Below are 22,581 nucleotides of genomic sequence, written 5' to 3'. Positions count from 1 at the left end.
CTATGGGACAAGTGAAGGATAGTTAAAAACAAATTAAATCCAATGGACTAAGTAGCTAACCAATGCTATTTAGTCCATTTTTGTTGTTAGAAATTAAAAAAAGTTGCCGTATAGGCAACCCAGAATAGACACATGCCGGTGAATTTACAAAGCCGATCACGTCCAATGTTCGCTTTGTAATTCAGTTAAAGCATACCAGATTTGTATTTTAAAACAAGTCAGATGTTTTAGCAACTCTCTATTAAGACGGCCTGTGTCAGTTAAGAAAGGGAGCTTTTATTATGGATCAATCAAACTTTAACTTTACAAATGCTAAAAGAGCCTATGAAGTAAAGTTCTACGCTTTGCCGCAGATCTTACTCCAAGGAGAAAAATATAAGGATCTTAGCGATAGTGCCATTTTACTTTATTCGGTGTTACGCGATCGTCTAAGTTACTCACTAAGCAATAATTGGGTTGACGAAAATAACAACGTATATTTCATATACACAAACAATGAACTAAAAGATTTACGAAACTGGTCAAATAATAAAATCAATAAGATTAAACACGAATTAATCGACGCAAACCTTTTGTATCAAAAACATATGGGTTTTAATCCAAGATCAGGCAAAAACGAACCAAATAGATTATATTTGGCAGATTTGGAAGTAACAGCAAAAGACGTTTATATTAAGCGAGAGCCATTAAAATCGCCTGAACCCCTTGGTACAAGCGGACTTCTCAAAAAGAGAAACCCGCATGATACCGTTGAACCCCTTGGTACAAACGGACTTCTCAAAAAGAGAAACCCGCATGATACCGTTTCTGATACATCTGAATCCCTTGGTACAAGCGGACTTCTCAAAAAGAGACAAGATCTAGACTATACTAATAATTTAGATACTAATAGATACAATATAGATACTCAAAAGTTGGACTTTTCCACAGCCAATTTCTCACCAGCAGAAATTCAAAAGCAAAACCAGGATTTGGTGAACCATGCTAATGACTTCTTAACTGATGAAGACAGTGGCTTACCGGTTTTCTTAGAACCAGAAGCCGTGCAATTACTTAGCTTCTGGTGCCGAACTCCGCAACAAATGCGCCGGTTTATTGGTATCATCCTGAATGCTAAATATCGAGTTGAAAAGGATCATCAAGATATTGGGGTTCTAATCCCACTGGACGATGAAGAACTTAAACCTTTGATGACTAAAGCCTTGAGACGCTACTTTAACGCCCTTAGAAGCAATGAGAACCATATCAAGAACGTGGAGAACTACTTATACGGTACTATGCAGAACCTGTTTGGCATTTGGTGGAATAAACAAGCGGCTAGAGAATATGCGGCCAAACACCCCGAAGAACAGAACACTGACAATGAGCGTTCTTGGAATTAAACGTCATATTAGCTCATTTAAGCCGTTTTAAGTGTTACATGCATAATTATATTAAAATCGTTTTAAAATCGTTTAGAAGCAAAAATAGGCACCTTGAGTGGCTGAATTGGCGATGACTGAACTAAGGGAATGTGAAAGGAGCTTTTTAAATGATCAAATCCAGCAAAGAAGTCGAAACAATCGATCAATTGTTGGCTGACCCATGGGCAGTCGATATTCAAGACATTTGGGAGCAAGCAGCCCATAATCCAGATCCTGATAAACGCAAGCTGTTTGACGCGTTACACACTTACCTCTTAGATAAACGCCAAGAGCAAATTATCAACGAAAAGCATTTTGTGATTTAACATGGACAGGTCAAATAATCAGTGACTGAAATAGAAAGGAGGCACAAAATATGGCTAAAACTCGAACATATATGGACAAGTATAAATTCACAGCTGCAGAAAACCAACGGTTTGCCCGAGCAAACTTTACCAAGTTAGTGCATACTAATGCTCGTTTTGAAGGCGTTAATACCACTTTGCCACAAACACAAACTATTATGGACGGTATGAGCGTAGCAGGAGTACCTGTTGAAGATGTTTTGACGATTGTTAATTTAAAGCGTGGGTGGCAATATATCACTGCTCAAAATTCCCCTTTAACGTTAACCATGGAAAAACAAATCAACAAGATTGTGGCAGCGGAAGACGCCTTAGTACCGGGAGAATTACGGCAAGGGAAAGGAGGAGTTGATTTAGGTAGTGAAGACTTTTTTGAACCACCTTTAATTAACGAAAAACAAGAACAATCCTTTTTACAAAAAATCTTGGCTGATCCAGGAACGACGATTACTGATAAAGCATTGACTGTCATGTATCATAATATGCGCCAACAAATCTTTTGGGACGGGAACAAAAGGACGGCGACTTTAAGTGCTAATAAAATTATGATTGACGGTGGTGCAGGCTTAATCAATGTGCCGTTAGATAAGTGGGATCAATGGAACGAACTAATTGCCAATTATTATCAGACTAATGACATGACTAAAATTAAACAGTGGACATATGATAATGGTATTCAAGGATTACAAATTCGAGCAAACAAAAAAATTAAGTGCTAATGAATTAAACCAGATGTACAAGCAACTAAAAAAAAACGGATAAATTAGAACTTAAATTAGTTGAAGACGAGATTAGTAAAAGAACCCAAAACCATCTCAAAGACTTTGCTAAAAACAATCTAGAAGTTAAGCCAAAAAATAATCCTGAAAATAAAAACGATCGGCCTAGTTATTAGGTTGATCGTTTTTTAATTTATCCGGTTTATGGGCGTTAACATAGTCAGCAAATATTTTTAAAAGCTCTTCGGTTTGTTCGACCGAGAGATTATCAGCTTGAAAGTATTTTTCTAGCAAAGCCCCTTTTTGAATTAATCGGCGAGAACGGGCTTTGCGGGCTTGCCGATTTTCGTAGTATTTAGATTGCCGTAATTTAAAATCTTCTTGCTCAATTTTTTGTTTTAAACGCGCTTGTTGCTCAACTAGTTTTTCATATTGATTAGGCATAGTCATTACCACCTAACTATTATCGGTTATTTTGAGCTTGATTTAAAAAGGCGGCAACTTTTTTAGCAATCATTTTAATCTGTGGAGTAGTAAGTGTCCCATAATCCAAATTGGCTGATCTAATGATTTGCTTACCGAGATTTTGTTCAATTTTATTTTTTTCAGCTTTAATCTTTTGATTAAGCTGTTTTAATTTGGCTTCTTGTTTTTCTAAGTTACTTTGAGACATAATGATCCCTCCAATCGTATTAAAAATAATCGCCGACACTATATCATACAGAGAACGTTAAGTCAAAGTATGAAAGTTGAAATAGCGAAGCGGAAGGCATAAACTATAAGTAAATCTAGGGGAATCATCAGGACGAGTGAAACGAGGTCAATGCGCACTTACACCCTTGACACTTGTCAAGGGTAGATTTAATCCCCATTTTGATGGGGATTATTTGTATTAGAAGGCTAGCGCCAACGATAAAAATACTAGAGCCAAATCTCAAGATTAATCAATCACATTACGAAGGATCCAATGACTATAAGCAAGACGAGCACCGGGAGTTATCACCCAGGGGTGATTAATTTCGAAAATTTGAATTTCAGTTGCTAAGTAAAGTGGGGTCTTGCCATGATTAAAAGCAAAAACGGGTTGCGGAAAATCAGGCTTACTAGCAACTTGATGAACACTTTGACGAGAGTTCATCTGCCAACGAATTTTTAAGTCTTCACGCGACAATAATTTTGGCAGGTGTGTTTTTTCAATTTGAGCTTGTTGCTGCAATTTTTGTGTAAATGCTTGTTTAATCTTGTTTTGGTGCCAATCATCAAACAGCTCGTACTTGTTGGTTTCAAAATCTAAATCCATAAAAACACCCCCCTAACCAAAATCAATTTGATCTAGCATCGTTTCGGTACTAGCCTGGTCTAAGCCTAAATAAGCTAAAGTCATTGCCTCACTGGAATGATTGAGCAAATTCATGACTAAGCCAATATTATAATTTGATTGCGTGTAAACGCGATAAGCCCCGGTTTTACGCATCGTATGGGTCCCTAGATAATTAATTCCTAACAGATCGCCAACCTTACTCATGATTTTGTAAAATTGTTTTTCTGTAATATGGCGCTCGGGGTGTTGAATGGAAGGAAAGAGCCATTCAGAGGCTGGTCTATGATCAAGTAGCCATTGACGGTACAATAAGAGCTCTGTTTGAACAGGTTTAAGGTACAAGGTATTAGGCTTACCCGTTTTTCGGTCGTGAATGAACGCATTTTGTTTAATAGAACCGTCCGGATTAAAAATATCGGTTTGTTTTAAGCGCATGACATCACTGACTCGCAACAGTGTCGCTTTACCAACTTGAAAAACTGTATAGTTACGCCGGCCAGCTTTAAAGTTGTTGAGTAAGGTATCTTGAACCTCTTTGAGAACGTTTGAATCTTTGATGGGTAAGACAACTTGTTGCATAGTTTTAGCTCCTTAAAAAATTGATTTTTAGTACAAACTAAAGTACAATATTAAGTACAATGAAAGGGTGGTAAATATGACATTAGCACTAACACAGAGCGATTTTCGCGCTAACCTAAAAAAATATTTAGATCAAGTTAATGACGAAGATGAAACCGTTTATATTGCTCGTTCACATAGTCGCGCAGTGGCCATCGTTTCACAAGAAAAAATGGACTGGCTAGAAAGAGCATTAAAAGCGAAAGAAGGTTCGTTAGAATATGCAATTGCGCGTGATCAGTTAATTAAACGCCATGTTTTACCTGATGATGAAATTGTTGAATCAAATGATGATTATTGGGGTCAGTTTAAATAATGAAAAAACTAAGATTTAAACCACGTGCAACCTTTAATGCTGATCTAAAACGGTTAGCCAGTTTAGACCAATCTATTATTGATGAAGTTCGAGCAGCCATTGACCTGTTGCTTGAGCAACAACAATTACCATCAGAATTTGAAGATCATGAGCTTAATCGGCGAATGAGCGGTTATAATGAATTTCACTTACGAGATACCCCGAAAAACAAAACACCAAGCGAAACTAACGATGTCCTGGTGGTTTATACGATTGATAAAGATGAACTAGTCTTAATTGGCATTCGAGTCGGATCGCATGATCGTTTATTTCCTGGTCAAAATCGTTCTAAAAGGTATCGAAAAAATGACGAATAGAAGAAGTCATTTTTATAATATGAGAATAAATAGCCCCTAATATCTACATTATAGATATTAGGGGTTATTCTTTCAATGCTTTTTAGGGGCAATTTTATAATTAGTGCTGGTAAAGGATACAGTGCCATTGCCAACGCCGCTTATAGAAGTGGTGAAAAATTATTTGATAATCAAGAAGGCCGCCACTATTTGGTATTTGACCAAGAAAACCGGTTTAGCAACGGTATTGAGCATTGCTACTATTTTAGGAATGCTGCCAATGGTGATTCTTAGTCCGTTTGTTGGTCCTATGGTTGATCGGTGGAACAAAAAAGGCCTCCTAATTTTCCCGGACGTTTTTGCTGCCTGTTTCGCTATTATTCTTTCCGTATCCGGAACGGTCTTTCATGTATTTCCACTTTGGCTCATTTTTATTTCATTACTGATGCGGTCTTGTGCGCAAACCTTCCAGATGCCAACGATTCAATCGGTAATGCCCACAATGGTGCCAGACAAAGAAATTACCCGTATGAACGGCCAACTGGGAATGGTGCAATCCGCGAATATGATTATTGCCCCAGCACTGGGCGCGTTTTTATTTGCGTTTATCCCCATCGAGTACTTGATTCTGTTAGACGTACTTGGGGCCATCATTGGGATTTGTATTTTAACGTGGGTTCAAATTCCTAACAATGAAAAAATTGATCAGCCAATGCATGTGCTCCACAACACCCGCTTGGGGATCAAACAACTTACGAACAACAAGGGCTTGTGGTACATTACGTTGATCGGCGCCGTCTTCACACTAACCTACATGCCTGCTGCCAGCATGTATCCACTCATGACCATGAAATACTTTCAGGGAACCGTTAGTCAGGCTGGCTTAATTGAAGCCATTTATTCAACTAGCATGCTAATCGGCGGCACTATCATTGGCCTCTTTGGTAAGTGGCAGGACCGGATGACGCCCGTAATCATCGCGTTTTTCCTGGTTGGCATTCCAACCGGTATTAGCGGCATTTTGCCAGGTAACCAAACCGGATTTTTATGGTTCGCAGCTTTAAACATCATTGAAGGAATTGCGACCCCATTTTTTACAACGCTTTTAATGGCAATGATTCAACAAAGTTATCCAGCAGAAGAGTTAGGGCAGATTCTAGGCGTTTTGAATTCTTTGTTGAATCTAGCTGGACCAATTGGCTTAATTTTTGCCGGTCCCCTAGCTGATGTGATTGGCATTGAACGCCTATTTGTGATTGCAGGAATCGGTGCTGCCATTTGCGGGTTGGTCGCGGTGTTAATGCCAATTACCAGGCAATATGACATTAGGCTGCATCAAAAATTGGCGAAATTAACTGAGCAACCAGATAAGTAATTAACATGATGATCATAAAGAGGAGAAAGACCAGACTACCAGCTGATCTTTCTCCTCTTTTTGTCATCACTTAATTACACGTTTTTAATCTTTTCACCAGTCAATCCCATCGCATTAATTGCCACGATAATTGTCGACATCGCCATGACCGCAGCACCAACGGCTGGGTCTAGAATGATTCCAATAAATGACAACACACCGGCAGCGAGTGGAATTGCGACAATATTGTAGCCTGCTCCCCACCAGAGATTTTGAACCATTTTCCGATTTGTGATTTTAGCCAAATCAAGAAAATGTAAAATATCGCTGGGTTCTGATTTAACCAACACAACATCAGCGGAATCAATGGCAACATCGGTTCCGGCGCCAATTGCAATTCCAATATCGGCCGCGGCAAGACTTGGTGCGTCATTTACGCCGTCACCAACCATGATGACGTGATTGCCCTTTGCTTGATAATCAGCAATAATCTTTTGTTTATCATCTGGTAATAGGCCTGCATGGAATTCAGTCAATCCTAGTAAGTTAGCAACGTGTTCCGCGGCTTTTGGATTATCGCCAGTGAGCATTACGGGGGTAATTTCTCGCCTCTGAAGACCACTAATTAATTCCTTAGCACCCGCTTTGATGGTGTCGCCTTCAGCAACCATTCCTTGAACTTGGGTGCCCTGCAATAGGAAGCTGACGGAATTACCCTTAGCAGCCCATTTATCAGCAGCGGCCTCGTCAAACCTGATCCCTTGCTTCGTTAAATAGTTACCATTAACAATCGTATAGTCAGTGCCATCAACATTACCGGAAATACCAACGCCCGGAATATTTTGAGACTTTTCAGCCGCAACGACTTCAATGTCCTTCGCTTGGGCTTCAGTAATGATTGCTTGGGCCAGCGGATGAGTCGAATTATTTTCAAGGGCGGCCAGTCGGCTTAATAACGTTGTTTCGTCAATCCCATCATTTGGAATCAATGCATTCACCGTAAATTTACCTTCTGTTAACGTGCCAGTTTTATCCAAGAGAACGTGGCTAACATGTTGACTTGCTTCAATGGCTTGGCGATTTCGAACTAATAGCCCATTTTGAGCGCCAATCGTAGTAGAACGAGAAACCACTAATGGAATCGCTAATCCTAATGCATGCGGGCAAGCAATCACGAAGACGGTCACCATGATCGTCATTGCAGTCGCCAATCCCTGGGGTAACCAGGCAAAGAAAGCAATAATCCCAACACCAAATGCCGCGTAAAATAGATACTTGGCAACTAAATCAGCTTTATCTTCTGCTTTAGATTTAGCTTGCTGGGCATTTTGAACCATTTTCATTACTTGAGAAAGATAGCCGGAGTCACCAGTACCACTAATTTTAACCGTTAGCGTCCCGTTATTGTTAGTTGCACCACCAATGACCTTATCGCCAACGTTCTTGGTAACGGCAGCAGATTCACCGGTTACCAGTGCTTCATTCACGGTCGACTCCCCAGCCGTAATAACACCATCGGCTGGAATACTCTCACCTGAACGCACTTGGAAAGCTTGACCAACTTTTAAATCAGATACTGGCACTTCTTTTGTTTCACCATTATCTGTAACTAGATGGGCCGTCTTAGGCAACAGGGCCGCCATCTTTTGTAAGGCAGCTCCAGCCCCCATCAATGCATTCATTTCAATCCAGTGTCCTAGAAGCATAATTAAAATCAGGGTTGCAAGTTCGAACGAAAAATCCATTACATGATTTGCCGGGTTCAAGAAGTTGTTGGCAATAAATGCGTACAAACTGTAGAAATACGAAACGGAAATTCCAAGGGTTACTAGCGTCATCATTTCAGGAGATTTATCCTGAATTTCCGCTTTAGCCCCCTTTAAAAATGGCATTCCGCCATAAAAGTAAAGTGCTGTATCAAACAAAACGATGATAATGCCAACAATTAGCGGTGAACTGAAACTAATGATGGAAACGCTTAAACCCATGATTGGTGCTAACAGTAAAACTGGAATCGCTAAGACAACGGAGACCCAAAATTTAACTTTCAAATTCCCCATATGACTCATATTTGATTCATTATTTTCCATATTCTTAGCACTCATGTTTTTCATGTTCATATGGTCCTCTTTATTTGCCATGATTATCGACCCCCTAAAAATAAGTGTGCGTAGCAAAGCGGTTAGAAGCCGGAATATAAGTTCCTTGTGTGGAAATCCCCGGGCTCGGGATTTTTCCACCAGGTTCTTATATTTAGGCTTCTGCTTTGCGGAGCACCATGCCACTATATGAATGAGAATTACGACAAAAATTCATAAGTTTCTGCCACCAGAAATCCCAGATTCTGGATTTTTGTGCAGCAATCCTAAAAGTAAACAGAACACCACAGTCTTAACACGTTTGATCACCTGGCAAGCAGTTACACTGAACTTCCTCAGGCGCTGTCTTGGCCTTTTCAGCTAGAATCGCCTGTAAGTTCGCAATATCCGCCCGTGAGAGTTCCCTTGACTGAATAACGCCGGCAATTGTTGAACCAGCCCGCATCGCACACATATGGTCAAACAAATCATCTGCCGCTGCCGCCATTGATTCCTTCTCGCCAACAACCGGCTTATACGTGAATGGTCGACTGCCGCCATGCTGCGCAACCGCCTGTTTTTGAATCAACCTGTGAAGTAGCGTTTTGGTTGTTGAAGCTGACCAGCCTTCTAATTCGTTCATAGCATCGATTAGTTCACGACTAGTCGCATGTCCCATTGTCCAAATTGCTCTCATAACCATCCATTCAGAATCGGTGATGGTTACATTCTTTGCATCCTTCAATTGGCTTCCTCCATTAATTGAATTCTAAGTTTACGTTTGTAGCCTCTTAACACTTATTAGTTTACAACTGTAGTCACAATAATGCAACCTTTCTGCCAGAAAATACCATGACATTAAAAAAACGCCTAGATAATATTCCAGGCGTGGTTTGATACGATATGTTAAATTAATGATCTGGGAATTTTTGGTTTTCTTGTTAGTATGGTGAAATGCCTCTTAGAACCTGTCTAGTATCTGCTGAATCTGGTAGAATTGTAAAAAACCGACTGAGGAGTTTGTCATGCCAGATTATCCAAGCAATATTTCTCGAGCGCAATTTGCGTTAATACAACCTGATTTAGAAAACTTCCGCAAGCATACAAGACCGCGTCGTTATGATCTTTATGACGTATTCAATGCCATCCTTTACTCGCTTACTACAGGGTGTCAATGGCGTGAATTACCGCACGATTTCCCGGAATGGCACACTGTCTACCGCTATTACGATGTGTGGTGAGATAAACCAGACCCGACAGCTGATTCGCTATTAGAAAGGCTTTTAAAAAATTCGTTTCTAGCGATTTTAAGACCATTCATATACATTTATACCAAAGCAAAAATTAAAAGCCCTCAGAAGGCTTTTAAAGGGCTAAATAACGAAGCTAGGACGATTAATAATATTTTCTTGTCTTTTTTGCAAAATATAAGTGTATAAGGAATCATACAGATTCCTTTTGATCTCGCCAGGTTCATTGACAAAAGCTTCAAACAATTCTTGAATATCAACTTGCCAAGGATCAGCAAGCATTTCATCAATTGGTTTTAATACTTTCTTTTCGTCAATCTTAATGACTCCTAACATCAAAATAATGCTTTCAGTTTAAATTCACAGATCTTACAGCACCGTTATTCAAAATTTGTTACCAAGCTTATAAAGATTATCTGCACAAAGCGACTAAAAAATTTTGGCTTAAAACAGCGTAATCTGCAACACTTTTTAAATATTTAAAACATAACAATCTTAGTTAGGTGCAAACATAAATTGAATTAAAAATACAGTCAATTCAACAACAGCAGAAATTGATTTTATGGCTATCAGCAGACCGAGTGAAACGAGGTCAATGCGCACTTATACACCACAATTAAAATTGCTTGTGTTTGTGCTAAATTTCTTGTATCAGAAGTCGCCGTTGGCGACAACAAAATCAAACTAATTTACCCAAAATCAATTTGATCTAACATAGTTTCGGTACTGGCTTGGTCTAAGCCTAAATAAGCTAGAGTCATGGCTTCACTTGAATGATTCAATAAGTGCATGACTAAGCCAATATTGTAATTTGATTGCGTGTAAACACGATAAGCCCCAGTTTTGCGCATCGTATGAGTACCTAGATAATTAATTCCTAATAGATCGCCAACCTTACTCATAATTTTGTAGAACTGTTTTTCCGTAATATGCCGTTCTGGGTGTTGAATGGACGGAAAGAGCCATTCAGATTCTAGTTTATGATCAAGCAGCCATTGACGGTACAATAAGAGCTCTGTTTGAACAGGTTTAAGGTACAAGGTATTAGGCTTACCCGTTTTTCGGTCATGAATAAACGCATTTTGTTTAATAGAACCGTCCGGATTAAAAATATCGGCCTGTTTTAAGCCCATAACGTCACTCACTCGCAGTAGCGTCGCTTTACCAACTTGAAAAATCGTATAGTTACGTCGGCCAGCTTTAAAGTTATTGAGTAACGTATCTTGAACCTCTTTAAGAACGTTTGAATCTTTGATGGGTAAGACAACTTGTTGCATAAGCTGTTAGTTCCTTTACTTTAAAATTAATTTAGTTGCAGAAAACCTAAAAATCGAATATTATAATGTAGTACGATGGTAAACTTAAAGGAGGCGGATTAGAATGAGTAATACTATTATTAAAAACAAGACAATTTCAACTCGTGTAACACCTGACATTAGTGAACGGGCTAAAGCTAATCTAGCAAAACAAGGGCTAACCGTTTCTGAGTATATACGCTTATCGTTAGTTAAAGCGGCCAATAATGAAGTTCGATTAGTCAGCTTTTTAGATTCTCCGGAAGCCTTAGCCGCTAAAAAAGAAGCAGAAACAGGGCAGGTCAAAAACATGGGTTCATTGACTGACTTTGAAGATTGGATCGATAAGTTAGATGCAAATTAAACAGACCAAATCTTTTGAACGTGAATTAAAAAAACTAGTCAAAAAACATTTCCCAATAACTGTCTTGAAGCCTTGCTTAGAAGCAATTGTTGAACAAGACGTACTTGTTTTGAAACAGATTAAAGATCATGCATTAAAAGGAAATTGGCGTGGCTATCGTGAATTTCACCCTGCCAGATATGGAAACTATGGTAAAAATTATGACAACTGGATTGTTATTTATCAGCTAGATCATGATGAATTGATTTTGTTATTGGTTGCAACTGGCTCCCATGAAATCTTGAATCAATAGCTATAGTTTAGGGGCACTTATAAAAAAATAAATTAAAATAGCCCCCAATATCTACATTATAGATATTGGGGGCTATTCTTTCAATGTTTTTGAGGGGTTATTTGATAGTTATAGACCCTAAACAAACATCTTTTGTAAAAAGCCTTTTTTCTGTTCTTTCAACAAATCTAACTTCCGTTGATGAAGAGCGATAGTACTGTCTAACTCTTTAAAGAAGTTTCCAATTTTTTGTTGTTCTAATAAAGTTGGGACTGGAACTGGAATATCTTTTAATTGCTTAATAGGTAACTGTTTTAAAGCAGTCCCTGTATTTCTAGAAAAAATTTCTTTTTGACCTTTACTACCTAATAAATATTGTATTAAAAACATTCCTGAAATCTCTGATTTATTTGTTCTTAAAATAGCTAGTTGAGAGTTTATATTCCATCCCTCATTTTCTTTAGTTGCATAACCTAATGTACCTAAAGAACCACGTACAGCTAGAACGATATCATCTTGTTTAATATGACCAGAAGTCAATTCAGTATGCTTTTCTGGTTTTATATAATTTGCATTAGAAGAATCCAAATATCCATTTGAAAAATCACTACCTCTTAAAAATGGGATTCCATTTGCTTTATCAGACATATCTTTTGCAGATGGATATGACTCTCCATAATTCCCATCTGTAAAATGAGTTTCTGTATCTCCTAACTTACGCTCTTCCCAATCGTCAGCAAACCCCGCAAATCGCAATTCAGGAACTTTTGCCCCATTTTTAGGGAACATTTTTTGCAAGTAGCCTTTTTTCTGTTCCTTGAGCAAATCCAACTTACGCTGATGAAGAGCGATAGTGTTGTCGAGTTGTTTAAAAAATGAACCGATTTTTTGTTGTTCCTCAATAGTTGGAATTAATATTTTTATTCCATTCAAATCAGAATAAGATACAAATGGTTGCCCACTTCCAGCAGTTAATTTAGGCACATTAACACTAACAACTAAATAATATCCAAAATTACTGTTTAAAATGCTCTTATCTGCAATCCCCATTGTTCCATTGTAGGTAACAAAGTGTTTTCCTTCTGCCCACAATACATGCCCAGCATATGCTCCCATGTGTCCAATAACTATTGCATTTTCTGAATTATGTTCATCATATCCTCCTATAATACCATTGGCTCCATAAATTGGATATTGACCTCCATTATCTGGATTATTATTGAACTGCCCATATTGAAAATTATACACTTCCCCTAACTTACGCAGTTCCCAATCATCCGTAAATCCCGGAAACCTTAATTCTGGAAATTTCTTTTTAACTGAATCATCTATTTTCGCCATAGTCCCCACCATTTTCTTGGTTTTTCTTGTTCTTCTATCCTTTTTTGATCTTTGATTTGTTCCTGCAAATTTTCCAACTTCTCTTTAAGAGCGTTCACTTCATCTTTATATTGATTGTCTAAGTGTTTGAATTCTGTTTCCTGTGAGGGCATTTTGAGAACTTTTAATCTGTCGTTTTCTGCTTTGTATTCTTCTAACAACTTTTTATCTTGTAAGGCTAGTCGTTGTTGTTGATCTAAAAGATTACTTAAAGTTTCTATCTGCTTATCTTTGTTGGTCAATTGTTTATCGTGACTCTTTCTAAGATATAAGATTTCTTCTTTCAAAAAATCGACTTCAAAATCAACTTCAGTATGCGTTTTAGTTGTCGATTTAGTGTGTGATTTTGTTGTTGATTCAGACGACCTAAGTCTATCTTTTATAGATTTCTCTTGTTTTTTAGAAATCACATACTTATTACCTACTTTATCTAATTTAGTATGCAATTCCAGTATGCGTATTATTTTATCAATATATGATTTACTTACACCTAACTCATCCGCAAGCTCCTTAATCGTTTTTAAATTCTCACTCATGGCTTGCACCTTTACCTCGAACCTTTGCACGTTCTGGTTGTTCAAGGTCTTGTAATTTTACAGTTGGTAGGTATTGTTCAATGGCTTTTTTTAGATATTTCGCTACATTACGTTTAGAATAGGCTTCTTTTTTGCTGGCAACATAAGACAAGTGGTCTTTGACGCCATTTAATCCTCGTAAGTCTTTGAGTTCGTCATAAAGCGGATAAACATTTTTCTGTAAGCCTGCCATTGTAGCGGTATCGGTCATGTCATAAGGCGATAAAAGGAAGTGTTCAATCAATAACTTGGTATATTTGTTTTCTAATGCTTCTCCTGCTAATAAACGATTATCTGTTTCTTTTTGCTTTTTATCTTCTTGATAAGCCCTATTGTCCAACTTGTAACTGTTATCGTCTGCCATGCGTTTCTTCTCAATATGAAAGACAATAGAGTCAATGCTCCGCCCTTTTTTAATTTTGTCATAAGTCACATTAAAAGAGGTGTGAGCGTTAATTTCTTCTAACGGTTTTTTTAATACCCATGTTTCTAAACTTTGAAACCGTACATAATCATTTACAGTATCAGTGATTACTCGTAACTCTTTCACTGGTATTGAGGGGTTACGGTAGGCTTCCACTTGCTCCGCTCTCCGCCCCCCTTTCACGCTGTAATGCTCATATTGGTTGTATTGCATAGACAACCAACGGTACAAAATAAGACTGTACTTGCTATTCAATTTCTGTAATTCAGAAATTTTATATTGCGTAAATTCTGCTTTCAAGTTAATCAGATAAGGCATGATATGCTCGCTAAACTGAATCGTTACTTCATCATTATAATCGTTCCATTTTACGTAAGGGATAGGAACAATACTTTCGTACTCAATACCTAGTGCTTTATTGGACCTAATTTTGAAATAGGCTTGTTTCTGCATAAATTCAATGGCTTCTTTGAATTGGCTATGCTTACTACTAGACGATACTTCAAAAAAAGAAAACAGCTCTTTTTTGGAAAGATACACCGTATTATTTTCAGGTAGGTTTTCCGTATCAATGCAAGACACGGCTAATTCAAACATTTTTAAAGCGGTCTTTTGCATTTTAGCCACGCTTTGAATTAAAGCGTTATGCTCCACCACTTTACGTTTTTCAAGGTCATTCAAGGTACATACCACCTTTTTATTCTTTTCTTCGTTATTCTTTGGTATAATAGGCATAGAAATACGCTCCTTTGCGTGTTTTAGTCTGGCATAGAGAAATTCATTTAGACGTGTGATTTCTCTATGCTTTTATTATATCATAATATAGCAAGAAATTAGTTTATTTCTTGCTATATACATCGATTTTTCTTGCTATATACATCGATTTTTCTTGCTATATACATCGATTTTTCTTGCTATAAAAATCTTAATACCCTTGAAAACACTGATTTTTTTAGCACGCAAAAGAACAAAAGATTAAAATATATATGATAAATAGATATAGGCTTCGCCTTTTTTTTATTTTTTTCAAAAATGTAAAACCAAAGGTCAAAGTCATCAAAAAAAGGAGTGAGCGAAAACCACGCTCACATTTTACTTGCAGCGTTCACTTCGTTCACTTGCTAAAAGAAAAGATCAAAACCACTTTTAGGAATTTATTGGATTCCCTCTAATTGCTCATATAAGCTGTTTTAACTGTTTGACTAGCTAAATACTCATATCATGCAATCAAGCGTCTTACAGACGGTCAGGGCAAGCCCTAACAACCCTTAAATGGAAAACCGATACTTTGTTTAACTTGTTTTTTTTACAACTTACAACAAGCTATTCAATTCAAAATCATTTTTAAACCCACTTAAAAGCTCGTTTAAGCATTCTTAATGCTCCCTTTGTACAAATATAGACAGTTTCGAATTAAAGTCGCTTAAATCGAGTTTTAGAGCGTTTTAAAATAGAATGATGAAAAACTAAAAAGTTTCAAACGCTGGTCGGCTTGTTTCGTAAAAAAACAGTGCAATGTGCACTTACACATAGAATAAATTCTATGTTGTGCTAGACCCATTAAAAACCTGTATCAGAAGTTGCCTTCGGCAACAACTAAAAACCCAAATAAAATTAACCAAAATCAATTTGCTCTAACATACTTTCGGTACTTGCTTGGTCTAAGCCTAAATAAGCTAAAGTCATGGCTTCACTAGAATGATTTAATAAGTGCATGACTAGGCCAATATTGTAATTAGATTGCGTGTAAACTCGATAAGCTCAAGTCTTGCGCATTGTGTGTGTACCTAGATAATTAATTCCTAAAAGATCAACTTTGTCTATAAAGATGGTAAAAAATTTATTCCCGTTGCTAGTTCACAAAAAAATAAATTTCTCATTAAACCGGTAAAGCTAAAAAATCAAACAAATTCATAACTGAATATACGTAAAAAGAACAGCATTTATTAAGAGATTTAGGTATTTTTTACATACCTCGAATATCCCTTAAAAATGCTGTTCTTTTTCATAACTAAAATTTTTTTTACATAAATGGATCTTGACTTCCCATATAGTACCCTTCGTCAAAACCAGCATCATAATCTGAATTGCCTAACTCAGATCCACCGCTATTATGAGGATGGTTCTTATTTTGCCGATGAATAATAAACCAGATAACCAATCCAACGATTATCCCTAATACAAGCAAAACCCAATTAACAATATTTTTAATATCATAATAGCTTTTCGAGTATATGAACTCTTTATTATCAGCAACCTTTTGCAACTTTGGTTCTAATCTTTCTGCTAGTTCAAACAATGCTTCCATTCGTTGATATGTATTCCCACTAGTCAAATCAGCAAGACCAAATTTAAGTTTCCAAAACATTAAATCTGTAATATACGAGTCCGCCTGATCACTTGGATCAAAGTAAACTCGATTATTTTTCAAATCACAAATTAGATAGTTATTTTTCCAATCTGGTATACCATTTTCATCCGAATCAATATCGTAATAATGATTATGTCCATATAAAACTTCACCAGTTTTATTAACTATATCTTCTGGTATTCCTTTAGTTTTAGGATCATTATCAGTTAAATAATTAAAGCGTCTTATACTATCATTATCACTCAATACTGAAACTTGAAAGCTAATAATCACGCCAAAGGCGTGTGGTTATTGGCTTTCAAGTTTCAGACTCAATACTAAAATATATAATCTTTGCGGATTAGGCCCCGTGTCAATTTGACCATTGATATCTCCCAGTTTTTCATACTGTTGATTAGTAACTACTTCTTGATCTTCATATATATAATTCCCGACATTAGGACCACCTAGTCCTGCAGCTTGTATAACAGTTACTGAACTAGCACATCCTAGCAAAACCGCTATCCCCAAAAGAAAAGCCTTAATTTTCAACATAATTATCCCCCGAATCACTGTCTAACTGTCTAATTAAGACTTTAGCACTGTCATTCAACTAGTAAAGACAAAAAAAACGGCTGTACGATAAATAGGGTCACAACTTAACAGTTGTGGCCTCTTTTTTGATACTGTATAATTAAAGGGTTAGAACCGTGTCATTACTTAATGACATAAGTAAGGAGATAAAAAGATGAAATATGGCTATGCGCGGGTCAGTACCACTGATCAAAAATTAGCAAATCAAATTGAGTTACTAAAATTGGCAGGAGCAGAAAAAATCTTTCAGGAAAAGTTTACCGGCACAACTACTGAACGACCGGAGTTTCAAAAACTGTTGCGCGCTCTAAAAACAGGTGATACTTTGATTGTCACTAAGCTGGATCGGTTTGCGCGGAACACGCGCGAGGCATTAGCCATTATCCAAGAGTTGTTTAAAGAAAATGTCAAAGTCAACATTTTGAATATGGGCTTAATTGACAATACGCCGACTGGCCAATTAGTCTTTACAATATTTAGCGCCTTTGCGCAGTTTGAACGCGATATGATTGTCACGCGCACACAAGAAGGTAAATTGTATGCCAAGCAACATGATCCGTTGTTTCGGGAAGGGCGACCGAAAACGTATTCTGATGAACAAATCAGATTTGCTTATGAGCTGCGAAAACAAGGCATGACCTACAAGATGATTGAACGAAAGACGGGGATTAGTAAACGCACGCAGCAGCGACGGTTTAAGTTAATTGAGAAACCAAGTGATACTTCTAAAATCTAAGACAGGTGAAAGATCATGAAAAAGGATATTTTAAATTATTTCCTATTTTGACTGATTTTTAATAATCCTCAATTGTCAAATCAAGTGCAACACTAAGAATCTATTCTTAGAAGTGGTCTAGTTGCTAAGCTAGTTCAGGCATTAGATCGGCTGGGCAGCGATAGTTCAATGACCGCCGTAGCCGGTTGTTTAAGGTATCTTGAGCCAGCTGAATGTCAATGAGTGAGGCCGAAGCCAAGGATCTGCCCTTCGGGAAGAACTCGCGCAAAAGGCCGTTAGTGTTCTCATTGGTTCCAAGTTCCCATGGTGAATAAGGATGGGCAAAGTAGATGTCAGTTCCCTTGACTTGACTCAAGCTTGAGAACTCAGCACCATTATCAAAAGTAATGGTTTTAAAGTGCTCGGTTCCATAGTCATATAAGGTATTCTGGAGGGCTTTCAAGCAAGTGTCGGCATGATAATTGGGAAGTTTAACGATGATCTCTAAGCGACTAACACGTTCAGTCAAAGTCATTAATGCTGGCTCAGATTCAACCCGTTTGCCTTTGACCAAGTCACCTTCCCAGTGTCCAAGCTCTTGACGCGCTTGAACCATGGCGGGACGCTCTTCGATTGAATGGCCCAGATTTTTCTTATTGATTCGATGATGCTTTGCCCCGGGGCATTTAATCCGGCGACGTAGTTTAGCTGGTAGGTCTGAATTGCGGATAGCTAAACGCTGGTCATCAATATACCGGTACACCGTCGGTGTTGAGGGGCAGACAAGCCTTGGGTGATCAGTCTTGAATTGGTGGACAAAAGTATCCACACTATGCATCCTGGGACGCGCTTTTAAAGCTGTCACCAAAGCATTACAGAAGGTTTGACAATGATCAAAGAGTCCACGATAACAGCTATTTAGTCGGTGCTTACGATAAATTGCTTCACCAGTTTCTGCCAGATATGACTGTTCAAAGATATGAGTACTAGCGTTAATCTGTGTCGTTGTCCCACGTTTTAATTCACGTGAAATCGTGCTGGGATTACGATGAAGGGCCTGGGCAATCCGGCGGATAGACCAATCTAAGTCCCTTAGGGATTCAATTCGACCACGTTCAGCTAAATTGAGTTGGTGATACTGATTAGATATGATATTCTTAATTCGGGTCATGAAGATACCTCTTTCTTGTTTGTGGTGAATTAAGAATAGGTCTTCATGGCCTTTTTGACTAGTCTGAATAAAGAACTGGTCTAGTAGAGCAGGTGTTGCACTTCAATTTTAAATCGAGGAAGTTATAATTAAATACAAAAAAGCCGAGAAATCAATTCTGACTTCTCGGCTTTTTTGATACGAACTATTTCAAAATATTCATTAACTGGGTATATTGTGCATCCATCCAACTGACGTAAGTCTTATTAGCTGGCAATGTTTCAGTGACCGGTAATACCGGTACCTTGTTCTGCTTAGCTAAGGCGACCAGATTATTGACAGTCTTGCTGTCAACCTGCTTGTTGAAAACGAAGAAGGCGATCTTGTGGTTCTTGATGCCGTTTTGCATCGTTCGAATTGTCTGTGGTGATGGATCGACACCTTTTTCAGTGTCATTTTCGAACTGGGGGTCGCCAACCTTAAAACCGGTTGCTTCAAGGGCGTAGTCAAATACCGGCTCACTAACATAGACTTCTTTGTTCTTCTTCGTTGCAGCCAGTTGCTTCAACTGAGCGATTTTATCATTGACCGGCTTCAATGAAGCGATGTATTTCTTGGCATTCTTCTTAAAGTAGGCCTTGTTCTTTGGCTGCAGTTTACCAAGCTTTGTCGCAATGGTATTGGCTAACTTAGGCATGGTTGCCGGGTTATACCACAGATGTGGATTGTCGCCGTTCTGCTTGCCCATCAAGTCTTCACCGACTTTGATATAGTCAACCTTGCTGCTATCCTTAACCAAATTATTCATCCAGCCATCGTAGCCAATCCCGTTGGCGATGACAATCTTTGAGCCAACCGTTTCCTTAGCCACCTTTGTCGATGCCTGGTAATCGTGAGGATCCACGTTGGGGTTGGTAATGATGGAAGTCACGTCCCCCTTACTGCCGACAACTGCCTTTGCGACCTCGCCATAAAAATCAGTCGTAGCGGTAATCTTAATTTTGCCGTTGCTGGCTGAGTTGCTTGCACAGCCGGTTAAACCAATCCCTAAAGCAACCGCTGCAATGACTAGCAGTACTGCCTTGAAGCCCGAAAATTTATGTAACACGAGATATCCTCTCCCTTGCAAATAGTAACGATTACTCTTTAGATAATAATCTAAAAGATTCCACCTGTAAAGGTTTTTTTGATATTGGATGTAAGCTGATTCCTGAGACAACTTTTAAGAGAGCGTATAATGAATAAATCGTCTCTCAAAAGGAAGGAATCAGCTTACATCCAAAATTAATACGTTTTGATTTTATAAACGCCAAAACGATTAATGTCCATATAAAGTTTACTATGCGGGTGAGCATCTCTCATATTAGTCAGTTGATCTGCTATATTGCTAAAATAGATAGAAGGGTAACTCCGACTGGTGGAGATACAAGTGATCCAAATTCAGCAATAGCTTGACCATTTTTGAATTCTGCTATCTCTTTATTTACTGCTGTCTTATTGCGCATATACACCCTAATCCCCCACCAAAAACGTTTAATAGTTGGATTTGATGAAGACTTGGCCAATACTACACCGAATGCTGCACTTGTTGAAGCTCCATATGTCTTATCATTAGTCTTGATAGTATAGCCGTTGCTTTTAATGTCAGCATTGACTTGTGAAAGCTCATCTTCTATTTCTGTAACCATGCTTTGAGAAACATTATTATTTTCAGGGAGCTGTAATACGTATTGATTATTAACAACTTTTACATATGGATCAAGTTGATTAATTTGATTCTCAGTCAATTGATTATTTTCTGAATCTGATAATTTTGCTGTTTCAGTTGTTTAACCAGCATCCTTTATGACATTAGTTTGTTTTAACTGGGTAGTATCTGCAGAAGCCCTGCTTGTTGGTATATATGTGGCAGTTAAAATTGCACTTGCCAATAGAACTAACCCTAATTTTCTGTTTTTCATTGTTCATCGACCTCCTAAAGTAGCAAAATCTTAGTCTACGAATTATATAAAAATATTTACAAGCAAACCATAAGTCTTATTTTTAGTATTTTCAATTATAATACTCATACGCGTGGTGCTAGTTAAATTTAGACAGTAAAAAAGCCTGGCGGTGTACACTTAAATCAATATACAGTAAAGAAGTGTTAAGCATATCAGACTAGTTTAAGCCTTATCAGCCGAGAATGAGTGATGTTGATATTGCCGAAGTACGTGATTAAGCCGGCCAAAGCCATTGCATTAATTATTTAATAAATTGTTTATTTGTTTGTCTACTAATGATATAATTAAGCTAGATGAAGGAGGTATCAAGATGAAGATTATTACTTTTACTGCTATCAAGGGTGGTGTTGGTAAAACAACCTTGACTTTAAATTATGGTGATTGGTTAGCCAAACATGGTAAGAAGGTTCTATTAATCGATTTAGACCATCAGTGCAATTTAACAACCGTTTTTGAAAAGACACGACGAAATAATACCATCGCTGAAGCGTTTAAAGAAAATGACAATGCTCAAAAAGTAAAAATTGACAGTGTCGGACCGAATCTAGATTTAATAGCCGGTTTTATAGACCTAGATGTTTTAGGAAGTTATCTAGAAAATAACAGTAACAAAGAAATGATGTTGTTCATGTGGTTTAAAAACAACTTCGATTCATTAAGCTTAACCGACTATGACTATATCTTAATTGATACGCACCCAGATTTTAGCACCATCACTAAAAACGCTATTGCTATCAGTAATTACCTGCTTAGTCCCATTACACCCAGTGAACATGGCTACAATGCCAAGTTTGACCTAGAAACACGACTCGAAAAATTCAGAAAATCACTTTTTGATTATCGAACTGGCGAAACTTACGTTGACGCAAAGCTTTTCTTTATCGGTAATATGATTAGACATAATACAAGCATGTCTCGCGATTTGCTAAAACACATAGAAGGCGATGAAACAGTCGCAACTATAATTCCTGAAAGAGAGCTCTTTAATAAAGCTACTGCAAGGCACGCTTCAATATTTGAATTAGCCAATCGTGATGAATCCATTTTAAAGCAAAATCAAAAGTTCATAAAACACGCCGATCATCTTTTTCAAGAATTAGCAAATGAAACCAAGTAAGGAGAGTTAGATTATGAGTTTAGATTCATTCAATCATAAAAAAGACGAAGAAATGAGAGAAAGTTACGAAACTACATTGAAAGACAACAAGAAAGATGCAGTCGCATTTTTGAAAAATATCAGCCGAAAGGAAGTAGAGCGTAAGCGATCAGTTACCTTCTCAATTACTGAAAGCCAACTAAAAAAAATGGATACGGCTGCCCGAAAAAACGGATTTAAAAATCGTTCAGAATTCTTAGCTTCAATCATAGATGCAATTTAGTAATTAAATAAATAATTAATCAAACAAGTAAACACACAATTTATTTGTTTGATTAATTTGTGCTTAGGTAAAAGCTAGTAAAGTGCACTGAACCAAATACGGTTGCCTGTAAGTAAGCGCTATGCTAGACTAAGATTAATTTAACAACCAAATAAAGAGATCAAGCTAAACAGAAAAATCCCCGATTCACGAGGAATCGGGGATTTTAGGTTTAGCAAGTAGCTAATAGAGAGCTACTTAGATTCAGACAATTTAGACCGCCAAGTTAAAATCGTCTGAACATTGTTCTTAATTTGTAGGTTAATTATACCGCAAACCAGTC

27 protein-coding genes and 3 pseudogenes are annotated in these 22,581 nt (G+C 37.6%); 12 read left to right on the top strand and 18 right to left on the bottom strand.

The features are described from left to right. The first annotated feature begins 281 nt into the window (after positions 1-281). The 3 genes and pseudogenes from AYR53_RS12615 to AYR53_RS12605 all read left to right on the top strand — a co-directional run bounded on the left by AYR53_RS12615 (position 282) and on the right by AYR53_RS12605 (position 2,530). Positions 282-1,382 carry a replication initiator protein A gene (locus AYR53_RS12615; RefSeq protein WP_068281303.1) on the top strand — a complete coding sequence of 367 codons (1,101 nt, stop codon included), beginning with the start codon at positions 282-284 and terminating at the stop codon, positions 1,380-1,382. A gap of 149 nt (positions 1,383-1,531) precedes the next feature. Further along, the gene (locus AYR53_RS12610) at positions 1,532-1,729 is read left to right on the top strand and encodes a hypothetical protein (RefSeq protein WP_068281304.1); all 198 of its coding nucleotides are present in this window, start codon (positions 1,532-1,534) and stop codon (positions 1,727-1,729) included. A gap of 50 nt (positions 1,730-1,779) precedes the next feature. After that, positions 1,780-2,530, top strand: a pseudogene (locus AYR53_RS12605) (Fic family protein). 122 nt (positions 2,531-2,652) lie between these two features. Here the strand turns inward: AYR53_RS12605 and AYR53_RS12600 are convergent. From AYR53_RS12600 to AYR53_RS12585, 4 genes are all read right to left on the bottom strand, one after another. Further along, positions 2,653-2,931: a hypothetical protein gene (locus AYR53_RS12600; RefSeq protein ID WP_068226384.1), complete on the bottom strand. Its 279-nt coding sequence runs from the start codon at positions 2,929-2,931 to the stop codon at positions 2,653-2,655. Positions 2,932-2,950: 19 nt separating this feature from the next. Then, positions 2,951-3,160, bottom strand: coding sequence for a hypothetical protein (locus AYR53_RS12595; protein WP_021816943.1), 210 nt, complete (start codon positions 3,158-3,160; stop codon positions 2,951-2,953). 267 nt (positions 3,161-3,427) lie between these two features. Beyond that, positions 3,428-3,787, bottom strand: coding sequence for a hypothetical protein (locus tag AYR53_RS12590; RefSeq protein ID WP_068281305.1), 360 nt, complete (start codon positions 3,785-3,787; stop codon positions 3,428-3,430). Between the two features lie 12 nt (positions 3,788-3,799). Then, entirely contained in the window at positions 3,800-4,387 is a 588-nt protein-coding gene (locus tag AYR53_RS12585) for a site-specific integrase (protein WP_068281306.1), read from the bottom strand. Positions 4,388-4,463: 76 nt separating this feature from the next. Here AYR53_RS12585 and AYR53_RS12580 point away from each other — a divergent pair, with 76 nt between their 5' ends. The 3 genes from AYR53_RS12580 (at position 4,464) to AYR53_RS12570 (ending at position 6,452) form a co-directional block, all read left to right on the top strand. Continuing rightward, positions 4,464-4,742: a type II toxin-antitoxin system Phd/YefM family antitoxin gene (locus AYR53_RS12580; RefSeq protein WP_068281307.1), complete on the top strand. Its 279-nt coding sequence runs from the start codon at positions 4,464-4,466 to the stop codon at positions 4,740-4,742. Then, positions 4,742-5,098, top strand: a complete 357-nt coding sequence (locus AYR53_RS12575) for a type II toxin-antitoxin system YafQ family toxin (protein WP_056986335.1) — start codon at positions 4,742-4,744, stop codon at positions 5,096-5,098. The genes AYR53_RS12580 and AYR53_RS12575 overlap by 1 nt, the downstream gene beginning before the upstream one ends. A gap of 163 nt (positions 5,099-5,261) precedes the next feature. After that, positions 5,262-6,452 (top strand): MFS transporter, encoded by a 1,191-nt coding sequence (locus AYR53_RS12570; RefSeq protein ID WP_418287620.1) that lies wholly within the window; start codon positions 5,262-5,264, stop codon positions 6,450-6,452. Between the two features lie 74 nt (positions 6,453-6,526). Here AYR53_RS12570 and AYR53_RS12565 read toward each other — a convergent pair whose 3' ends face one another. Both AYR53_RS12565 and AYR53_RS12560 read right to left on the bottom strand, forming a co-directional pair. Next, positions 6,527-8,572: a heavy metal translocating P-type ATPase gene (locus AYR53_RS12565; RefSeq protein WP_068281309.1), complete on the bottom strand. Its 2,046-nt coding sequence runs from the start codon at positions 8,570-8,572 to the stop codon at positions 6,527-6,529. Positions 8,573-8,822: 250 nt separating this feature from the next. Further along, complete coding sequence (locus tag AYR53_RS12560; protein ID WP_002816262.1) at positions 8,823-9,254, bottom strand: CopY/TcrY family copper transport repressor; 432 nt, start codon at positions 9,252-9,254, stop codon at positions 8,823-8,825. A 280-nt stretch (positions 9,255-9,534) separates the two neighbouring features. On the opposite strand from AYR53_RS12560, the pseudogene AYR53_RS13385 reads away from it, so the two are divergent. Continuing rightward, positions 9,535-9,747: pseudogene (locus AYR53_RS13385) on the top strand (IS5 family transposase); the annotation flags it as partial. 135 nt (positions 9,748-9,882) lie between these two features. Here AYR53_RS13385 and AYR53_RS12555 read toward each other — a convergent pair. Further along, positions 9,883-10,095, bottom strand: a complete 213-nt coding sequence (locus tag AYR53_RS12555) for a hypothetical protein (protein ID WP_068281310.1) — start codon at positions 10,093-10,095, stop codon at positions 9,883-9,885. Positions 10,096-10,448: 353 nt separating this feature from the next. Beyond that, complete coding sequence (locus tag AYR53_RS12550; RefSeq protein ID WP_068281311.1) at positions 10,449-11,036, bottom strand: site-specific integrase; 588 nt, start codon at positions 11,034-11,036, stop codon at positions 10,449-10,451. Positions 11,037-11,139: 103 nt separating this feature from the next. Here AYR53_RS12550 and AYR53_RS12545 point away from each other — a divergent pair, with 103 nt between their 5' ends. Together AYR53_RS12545 and AYR53_RS12540 are read left to right on the top strand one after the other, a co-directional pair. Then, on the top strand, positions 11,140-11,418 hold the full coding sequence (locus AYR53_RS12545; RefSeq protein ID WP_057775598.1) for a plasmid mobilization protein: 279 nt from the start codon (positions 11,140-11,142) through the stop codon (positions 11,416-11,418). Beyond that, on the top strand, positions 11,408-11,710 hold the full coding sequence (locus tag AYR53_RS12540; protein ID WP_005917927.1) for a type II toxin-antitoxin system YafQ family toxin: 303 nt from the start codon (positions 11,408-11,410) through the stop codon (positions 11,708-11,710). The genes AYR53_RS12545 and AYR53_RS12540 overlap by 11 nt, the downstream gene beginning before the upstream one ends. Before the next feature lie 117 nt (positions 11,711-11,827). Here AYR53_RS12540 and AYR53_RS12535 read toward each other — a convergent pair whose 3' ends face one another. From AYR53_RS12535 to AYR53_RS12510, 6 genes and pseudogenes are all read right to left on the bottom strand, one after another. Next, positions 11,828-13,030: a restriction endonuclease subunit S gene (locus AYR53_RS12535; RefSeq protein ID WP_167574667.1), complete on the bottom strand. Its 1,203-nt coding sequence runs from the start codon at positions 13,028-13,030 to the stop codon at positions 11,828-11,830. After that, positions 13,018-13,605, bottom strand: coding sequence for a hypothetical protein (locus AYR53_RS12530; protein WP_068281298.1), 588 nt, complete (start codon positions 13,603-13,605; stop codon positions 13,018-13,020). The genes AYR53_RS12535 and AYR53_RS12530 overlap by 13 nt, the downstream gene beginning before the upstream one ends. Beyond that, positions 13,598-14,803, bottom strand: a complete 1,206-nt coding sequence (locus tag AYR53_RS12525; protein WP_010891346.1) for a RepB family plasmid replication initiator protein — start codon at positions 14,801-14,803, stop codon at positions 13,598-13,600. The genes AYR53_RS12530 and AYR53_RS12525 overlap by 8 nt, the downstream gene beginning before the upstream one ends. Positions 14,804-15,682: 879 nt before the next feature. Continuing rightward, positions 15,683-15,883: pseudogene (locus AYR53_RS12520) on the bottom strand (site-specific integrase); the annotation flags it as partial. Between the two features lie 208 nt (positions 15,884-16,091). Continuing rightward, positions 16,092-16,685, bottom strand: a complete 594-nt coding sequence (locus AYR53_RS12515) for a hypothetical protein (RefSeq protein ID WP_156520065.1) — start codon at positions 16,683-16,685, stop codon at positions 16,092-16,094. Between the two features lie 42 nt (positions 16,686-16,727). Then, a complete protein-coding gene (locus tag AYR53_RS12510) occupies positions 16,728-16,973 on the bottom strand; it encodes a hypothetical protein (RefSeq protein ID WP_068281300.1) in 246 nt (81 codons plus the stop codon). 193 nt (positions 16,974-17,166) lie between these two features. Between AYR53_RS12510 and AYR53_RS12505 the strand changes: the two genes are divergently transcribed. After that, positions 17,167-17,748: a recombinase family protein gene (locus AYR53_RS12505; RefSeq protein WP_014940888.1), complete on the top strand. Its 582-nt coding sequence runs from the start codon at positions 17,167-17,169 to the stop codon at positions 17,746-17,748. A gap of 124 nt (positions 17,749-17,872) precedes the next feature. Here the strand turns inward: AYR53_RS12505 and AYR53_RS12500 are convergent, their stop codons facing one another. The 4 genes from AYR53_RS12500 to AYR53_RS13895 all read right to left on the bottom strand — a co-directional run bounded on the left by AYR53_RS12500 (position 17,873) and on the right by AYR53_RS13895 (position 20,838). Next, positions 17,873-18,898, bottom strand: coding sequence for an IS30 family transposase (locus AYR53_RS12500; RefSeq protein WP_068281301.1), 1,026 nt, complete (start codon positions 18,896-18,898; stop codon positions 17,873-17,875). A gap of 184 nt (positions 18,899-19,082) precedes the next feature. Further along, the gene (locus AYR53_RS12495; RefSeq protein ID WP_068226392.1) at positions 19,083-19,985 is read right to left on the bottom strand and encodes a metal ABC transporter solute-binding protein; all 903 of its coding nucleotides are present in this window, start codon (positions 19,983-19,985) and stop codon (positions 19,083-19,085) included. A 271-nt stretch (positions 19,986-20,256) separates the two neighbouring features. Then, positions 20,257-20,664: a hypothetical protein gene (locus tag AYR53_RS12490; protein WP_068226390.1), complete on the bottom strand. Its 408-nt coding sequence runs from the start codon at positions 20,662-20,664 to the stop codon at positions 20,257-20,259. Positions 20,665-20,706: 42 nt separating this feature from the next. Beyond that, positions 20,707-20,838 carry a hypothetical protein gene (locus AYR53_RS13895; protein ID WP_257749690.1) on the bottom strand — a complete coding sequence of 44 codons (132 nt, stop codon included), beginning with the start codon at positions 20,836-20,838 and terminating at the stop codon, positions 20,707-20,709. Positions 20,839-21,190: 352 nt separating this feature from the next. Here AYR53_RS13895 and AYR53_RS12485 point away from each other — a divergent pair, with 352 nt between their 5' ends. Both AYR53_RS12485 and AYR53_RS12480 read left to right on the top strand, forming a co-directional pair. Further along, the gene (locus AYR53_RS12485; protein ID WP_068281302.1) at positions 21,191-21,997 is read left to right on the top strand and encodes a ParA family protein; all 807 of its coding nucleotides are present in this window, start codon (positions 21,191-21,193) and stop codon (positions 21,995-21,997) included. A gap of 13 nt (positions 21,998-22,010) precedes the next feature. Then, on the top strand, positions 22,011-22,259 hold the full coding sequence (locus AYR53_RS12480) for a ribbon-helix-helix domain-containing protein (RefSeq protein WP_002825834.1): 249 nt from the start codon (positions 22,011-22,013) through the stop codon (positions 22,257-22,259). The last annotated feature ends 322 nt before the right edge of the window (positions 22,260-22,581 follow it).

The sequence above is a fragment of the Loigolactobacillus backii genome (assembly GCF_001663675.1).
Lineage (GTDB): Bacteria > Bacillota > Bacilli > Lactobacillales > Lactobacillaceae > Loigolactobacillus > Loigolactobacillus backii.
This window is presented reverse-complemented; position numbering and strand designations above follow the sequence as displayed.

Bases quoted from the DNA above. Each gene is read 5' to 3' on its own strand.
- AYR53_RS12615 (WP_068281303.1), top strand. From the start codon at position 282: ATGGATCAATCAAACTTTAACTTTACAAATGCTAAAAGAGCCTATGAA.
- AYR53_RS12610 (WP_068281304.1), top strand. From the start codon at position 1,532: ATGATCAAATCCAGCAAAGAAGTCGAAACAATCGATCAATTGTTGGCT.
- AYR53_RS12600 (WP_068226384.1), bottom strand. From the start codon at position 2,931: ATGCCTAATCAATATGAAAAACTAGTTGAGCAACAAGCGCGTTTAAAA.
- AYR53_RS12595 (WP_021816943.1), bottom strand. From the start codon at position 3,160: ATGTCTCAAAGTAACTTAGAAAAACAAGAAGCCAAATTAAAACAGCTT.
- AYR53_RS12590 (WP_068281305.1), bottom strand. From the start codon at position 3,787: ATGGATTTAGATTTTGAAACCAACAAGTACGAGCTGTTTGATGATTGG.
- AYR53_RS12585 (WP_068281306.1), bottom strand. From the start codon at position 4,387: ATGCAACAAGTTGTCTTACCCATCAAAGATTCAAACGTTCTCAAAGAG.
- AYR53_RS12580 (WP_068281307.1), top strand. From the start codon at position 4,464: ATGACATTAGCACTAACACAGAGCGATTTTCGCGCTAACCTAAAAAAA.
- AYR53_RS12575 (WP_056986335.1), top strand. From the start codon at position 4,742: ATGAAAAAACTAAGATTTAAACCACGTGCAACCTTTAATGCTGATCTA.
- AYR53_RS12565 (WP_068281309.1), bottom strand. From the start codon at position 8,572: ATGGCAAATAAAGAGGACCATATGAACATGAAAAACATGAGTGCTAAG.
- AYR53_RS12555 (WP_068281310.1), bottom strand. From the start codon at position 10,095: ATGTTAGGAGTCATTAAGATTGACGAAAAGAAAGTATTAAAACCAATT.
- AYR53_RS12550 (WP_068281311.1), bottom strand. From the start codon at position 11,036: ATGCAACAAGTTGTCTTACCCATCAAAGATTCAAACGTTCTTAAAGAG.
- AYR53_RS12545 (WP_057775598.1), top strand. From the start codon at position 11,140: ATGAGTAATACTATTATTAAAAACAAGACAATTTCAACTCGTGTAACA.
- AYR53_RS12540 (WP_005917927.1), top strand. From the start codon at position 11,408: ATGCAAATTAAACAGACCAAATCTTTTGAACGTGAATTAAAAAAACTA.
- AYR53_RS12535 (WP_167574667.1), bottom strand. From the start codon at position 13,030: ATGGCGAAAATAGATGATTCAGTTAAAAAGAAATTTCCAGAATTAAGG.
- AYR53_RS12530 (WP_068281298.1), bottom strand. From the start codon at position 13,605: ATGAGTGAGAATTTAAAAACGATTAAGGAGCTTGCGGATGAGTTAGGT.
- AYR53_RS12525 (WP_010891346.1), bottom strand. From the start codon at position 14,803: ATGCCTATTATACCAAAGAATAACGAAGAAAAGAATAAAAAGGTGGTA.
- AYR53_RS12510 (WP_068281300.1), bottom strand. From the start codon at position 16,973: ATGTTGAAAATTAAGGCTTTTCTTTTGGGGATAGCGGTTTTGCTAGGA.
- AYR53_RS12505 (WP_014940888.1), top strand. From the start codon at position 17,167: ATGAAATATGGCTATGCGCGGGTCAGTACCACTGATCAAAAATTAGCA.
- AYR53_RS12500 (WP_068281301.1), bottom strand. From the start codon at position 18,898: ATGACCCGAATTAAGAATATCATATCTAATCAGTATCACCAACTCAAT.
- AYR53_RS13895 (WP_257749690.1), bottom strand. From the start codon at position 20,838: ATGAAAAACAGAAAATTAGGGTTAGTTCTATTGGCAAGTGCAATTTTA.
- AYR53_RS12485 (WP_068281302.1), top strand. From the start codon at position 21,191: ATGAAGATTATTACTTTTACTGCTATCAAGGGTGGTGTTGGTAAAACA.
- AYR53_RS12480 (WP_002825834.1), top strand. From the start codon at position 22,011: ATGAGTTTAGATTCATTCAATCATAAAAAAGACGAAGAAATGAGAGAA.